Annotated in this window: 3 protein-coding genes; 1 reads left to right on the top strand and 2 read right to left on the bottom strand. The window is 39.5% G+C overall.

Annotated features, from left to right (window positions below; genetic code table 11):
• The first annotated feature begins 847 nt into the window (after positions 1 to 847).
• Positions 848 to 1,465 (top strand): redoxin domain-containing protein, encoded by a 618-nt coding sequence (locus VGA95_03025; GenBank protein HEX9665508.1) that lies wholly within the window; start codon positions 848 to 850, stop codon positions 1,463 to 1,465.
• Between the two features lie 151 nt (positions 1,466 to 1,616).
• Here VGA95_03025 and VGA95_03020 read toward each other — a convergent pair whose 3' ends face one another.
• Both VGA95_03020 and VGA95_03015 read right to left on the bottom strand, forming a co-directional pair.
• Positions 1,617 to 3,308: a DUF2207 domain-containing protein gene (locus VGA95_03020; GenBank protein HEX9665507.1), complete on the bottom strand. Its 1,692-nt coding sequence runs from the start codon at positions 3,306 to 3,308 to the stop codon at positions 1,617 to 1,619.
• Between the two features lie 120 nt (positions 3,309 to 3,428).
• Positions 3,429 to 3,986, bottom strand: a complete 558-nt coding sequence (locus VGA95_03015; GenBank protein ID HEX9665506.1) for a LemA family protein — start codon at positions 3,984 to 3,986, stop codon at positions 3,429 to 3,431.
• Between the last annotated feature and the right edge of the window lie 249 nt (positions 3,987 to 4,235).

Genomic DNA, 4,235 nt, shown 5'->3' with positions numbered 1-4,235 from the left:
TCAAAATCAACATATTCTTTAAGCCAACTTAGAGTAAATCTCATTTTCTTAATTTTACAAAAGTAAATAATTACATATTGTTAGAGCCGGTGTCAATATCAAAATTCCTCCCAGCGATCAAAATAACATAATAAGATTCATTCATAGTCAATGAACAACACTGCAGCAAGCGGGACAGGGTATCAGCACATACCCAGACCGCCTCTTGAGTCATGACGAGGAGCCCTGACATAGGTCGACGGGGACGAAGAAACCTAAAACAGGGAAATTAGAAGAGATTGCTTCAATCTGCTTCGCAAATTTCGCAATGACGGCACTGCACTTTACGGTGTCATTGGCATTCCAAAAATTGCGTTAAAAAAATCAGACACGAAGACGTTAAGAAAAATTTGCGGGTTGGGGTTGAATTAAATTTTTTAGTCTTGGTGTATGATTTTTAGCAAAATTTTTGGACAGCCTTGATTTTTGTTTCTTTGTATCAAGACAAAGAAAAAATAGAAATCTGGAATATCCGATTAATATTTCATTCACAATTCAATGAAACTTTGTGTAGCAAGCCCCAGGGAATTCACGAGTTAACGATAATTGTTAAAATATCCGGCTGTGGTGACTTCTCATTCCCGGTATAACTCGGCCTGAAAACACTATGATATATATATAAAAGATTTCCCACATTCATCCGGAATGACAAAAAACATCCACACCATAAAAATGAAAGGAGCTGAGTTCCACATCCACCCGTTTGGGAAACGGACCCTACAAACATATTCCACAACTATCATATATGATTATTGAGAGTATTTGGTTAGAATAATTAAAGCGACTTAAAATAACTCGAACAATAACCATGGACAGATTCAATTTGATTTTTATATTTACATTATTTCTTATCTTATCTCATCAATCACAAGCAATCTATAGCCAAGAACCAGACAAAAACACACATTGGAAACCTAAAGAAGGTTTGGAACTTGTCGGCACTAAAGCCCCTCCTCTAAATGGGTTAAAATGGCTTAATACCGAACCATTAACTATCGAAGACCTGTCTGGAAAAGTCGTCCTCATTCGATTCTGGTTGGTGGGATGCCCGCTGTGTACCAGGACTGCCCCATCCCTAGTAGAGCTTTATGAGAAATATTCCCAAAGAGGTCTAGTCGTGATTGGAATACACCACCCAAAATCAGAGAGGTCAAGAAATTCCGACGTGGTTTTAAAGCAAGCAAAGTTATTTGGATTCAATTTTCCAATTGCCCAGGATAGTGATTGGAAAGTTATTAAATCCTACTGGCTTGATGGTAAAAATAGATCATATACTTCGGTTAGTTTCCTATTGGATAGACAGAGTAGAATAAGGTTAATTCACGACGGTGGAGAGTTTTATAGAAGCGACGAAAACCCAGAAGCAAATTCCGCATTTGTCGCTATCGACCTGAAAATCCAGGAACTCTTAAATGAAAACCCCTGACAATTTTGCCACGAATTTGCACGATGCGGGATACAGGATGCATGATTCACGATTCAAATTGGATGACACACGTTGAATTTTTTATCAGGCATCGCGTATCTTGATTCATAATCATTCTGTGAATTCGTGGCTAATTAATACATTTTGAAAATTACCAAGATCTTCCACCTCCTCCTCCAAATCCCCCTCCGCTGAAGCCACCTCCTCCAAACCCGCTCCCACCGGACTTTTTGGGAGAAGACGCGAAACTGCTGTTCATGACACTTAAACTTCTTCCTAGATCTGCCAAAAATATTCGGGGAGCAAATGCATCACCATATCTTGGGGAGTAGTACCACGAAGGTGGGCTTGTATATATATCCTTAAATGCATCTGCCCACCTGTCCCCCAAGTTGAAAACTAAGGCGTAGGGAAGTACCCTATCAAAAAGTGTAGGATCATCCTTAGCGAGTTTCTCAATGCGGTCTTTCTCCGCTCTCTCTATAAATTCTCTAAAGCCCAATAGCTCTTCTTTCGCCAACGAACCTTTTCTTGTCTTCCTGGGCATGAATCTTGAAAATATCAGAACAAAAAGTCCCGATAGGGCTATAGACAACTTTACCCCCCAAAATTGAAATAGAAACATCGAGACCACTATTATTCCAATTCCTATCCATTTAAATATCCCCCGAATGTTCTCAGGGTTTGAGGAAAAGTATCTGCTGGAAATAAGTTCTTGATAAAGGGCCTTCTTGATCGGTGGAAGTACTTTGTAAAAATTGTCTTTTAGATCAGAAATCATTACCATGCCTTTACCCGCCCCAAAAAGCCCGGAAAACACCTCAGACTCATGTGTCTTAAGCTCATTTTCTCCCGGATCTTTGAGTTTAATAAGTTTGTAATCCCTGTCCGAAAAGAATATAAATCTTGTGCTCTCGATCTCTTCGATTTTCAGAAACCCCCTTACAGCGAGGTCTATAACAGTCGACGTTACATCAAGAATGTCTGCACTTTCATCCATCAGTGTTCCTGCCTCAGCGGGCGTAATATCCACAGGTGGTTCATACCTCACAGCTACTACACTCCTTCCTTCGGGGTCTCTACCCCTCGAATACCAAACGTACGATATCAGAAAAAGGGTCAAAAAAGGCGAAGCGAAAAACCAGTTATCAGAGATAAACCAGGAAGCCTTTCTTAGAGTTGAAGGTTCCTTAAAAAACCCCTTCGGAATTCCTATAACAATTGAAAGTCCTTCGCCCTCTCCGAAACCTCTCAAAGCGTCAAATTCGATGCTTGTCGGAGTGATATTAAAATCACATTCTTCTGCTTTAGAGCCGTAAACACCTGTATAGCATTTAACAGTGGCACCCTTGGGTACCCCTTTATCAAAATACACCTTTGCGCTAGCCCTCCTCATCGGAACCTTCCATTCGTTCCCTGTTACATTCCAATAGATCTCGTCATGGTTATTAAAGAAGGTTATCGCACCATCTACGATATAATCAATTCTATAATTCTTGACACCATTCACCACTTTATCCGGATCTCCAACCTTAACGATCAATCTGCCTTGATCACGACTAACTTTGTTTTTATAGGGTACTCCATCAAAATTCGTAGCCCTATGAACATGCATTCTCACGTTATAATTCTTGAAACCAATCTGGTATTTGTAAGGTATTTCCCGAATTATTCCGTGTTTGTACTCATTACCAAAATCGTATTCAATGTCCTCTTGGACACTGATAGACCCATCCTCGCTCATCAGCATTTCCATATAAAAATTCTTTATCTCTTCTGCATAGAGGGGAGAGAAAAGGGAGATAATATAGATAGATAGGGCAACGAAAAAAGTGGATTTCATTAAACCCGCAATAAATGCGCCTTTGATTGCCAAATTAGGTTACATGATCTTCATATTAATAATTGGTTTCATCTCTGGGGTAGGGGCAATTCATGAATTGCCCCTACTTTGACGCATAATTCAGCCAAAACTCACCTTGGGAGCCCTTCTTTCATCTGGAGTTTCAAGCTCAAAATATTCTCTTTTTTGGAAGTTCAACATATTTGCAACCACGTTGCTTGGTACTGATTCGATTTTTGTGTTTAAATCCCTGACCACAGCATTATAATACCTTCTTGAAAGCTGAATCTGCTCTTCAATATTCGACAGCTCCTTTTGAAGTTCAATAAAATTCTGATTTGCCTTTAGTTCAGGATAGGCCTCAGCCAGTGCGAATAGGCTTCTGAGCGTTGACTGCAGGATATTCTCCGTATGTGTTTTATCATTTGGAGAAGAAGCCTGCATCGCGTCATTTCTAGCCTTAACTACCTTCTCGAATGTCTCTTTTTCATGCGATGCATATCCCTTCACAGTTTCAACCAGATTCGGAATGAGGTCATATCTTCTCATAAGCTGCACATCAACATCAGACCACGATTGATCAGCAGTATTCCTCAGCTTTATAAGGGAATTATATATGCCAACAAAAATAGCGCCCAATATACCTATAATTATGAGTATGATTAAAATTCCTGACATTTTTCACACCTCACGAATTAAGAAATTTCTGCGCATCCCGGACTTATTTTATGGTTATCTAATTATCTTACTGAGCTATAAGCAAGTCAAGTGGGTAGTCCGTGAGTCGAATCTGGTGACTGGCTTTTAAGCGTAATTAATTTCGAAGAGATTCCTAGTAGTTTATATACAGAACTTTTGCTAGAACATGTGTTTGAATAAATTGATGATGCTATCCATCACAGATTCAGCTTAAAAAAGCGGAGGTAA

This window comes from Thermodesulfobacteriota bacterium (assembly GCA_036397855.1).
Taxonomy (GTDB): domain Bacteria; phylum Desulfobacterota_D; class UBA1144; order Nemesobacterales; family CSP1-2; genus DASWID01.
The sequence above is the reverse complement of the archived record's forward strand: the minus strand, read 5'-3'. Positions and strand labels throughout refer to the sequence as shown.

Excerpts from the sequence above, each read along its gene's own strand:
- VGA95_03025 (HEX9665508.1), top strand. The coding sequence starts at position 848 with ATGGACAGATTCAATTTGATTTTTATATTTACATTATTTCTTATCTTA.
- VGA95_03020 (HEX9665507.1), bottom strand. The coding sequence starts at position 3,308 with ATGAAATCCACTTTTTTCGTTGCCCTATCTATCTATATTATCTCCCTT.
- VGA95_03015 (HEX9665506.1), bottom strand. The coding sequence starts at position 3,986 with ATGTCAGGAATTTTAATCATACTCATAATTATAGGTATATTGGGCGCT.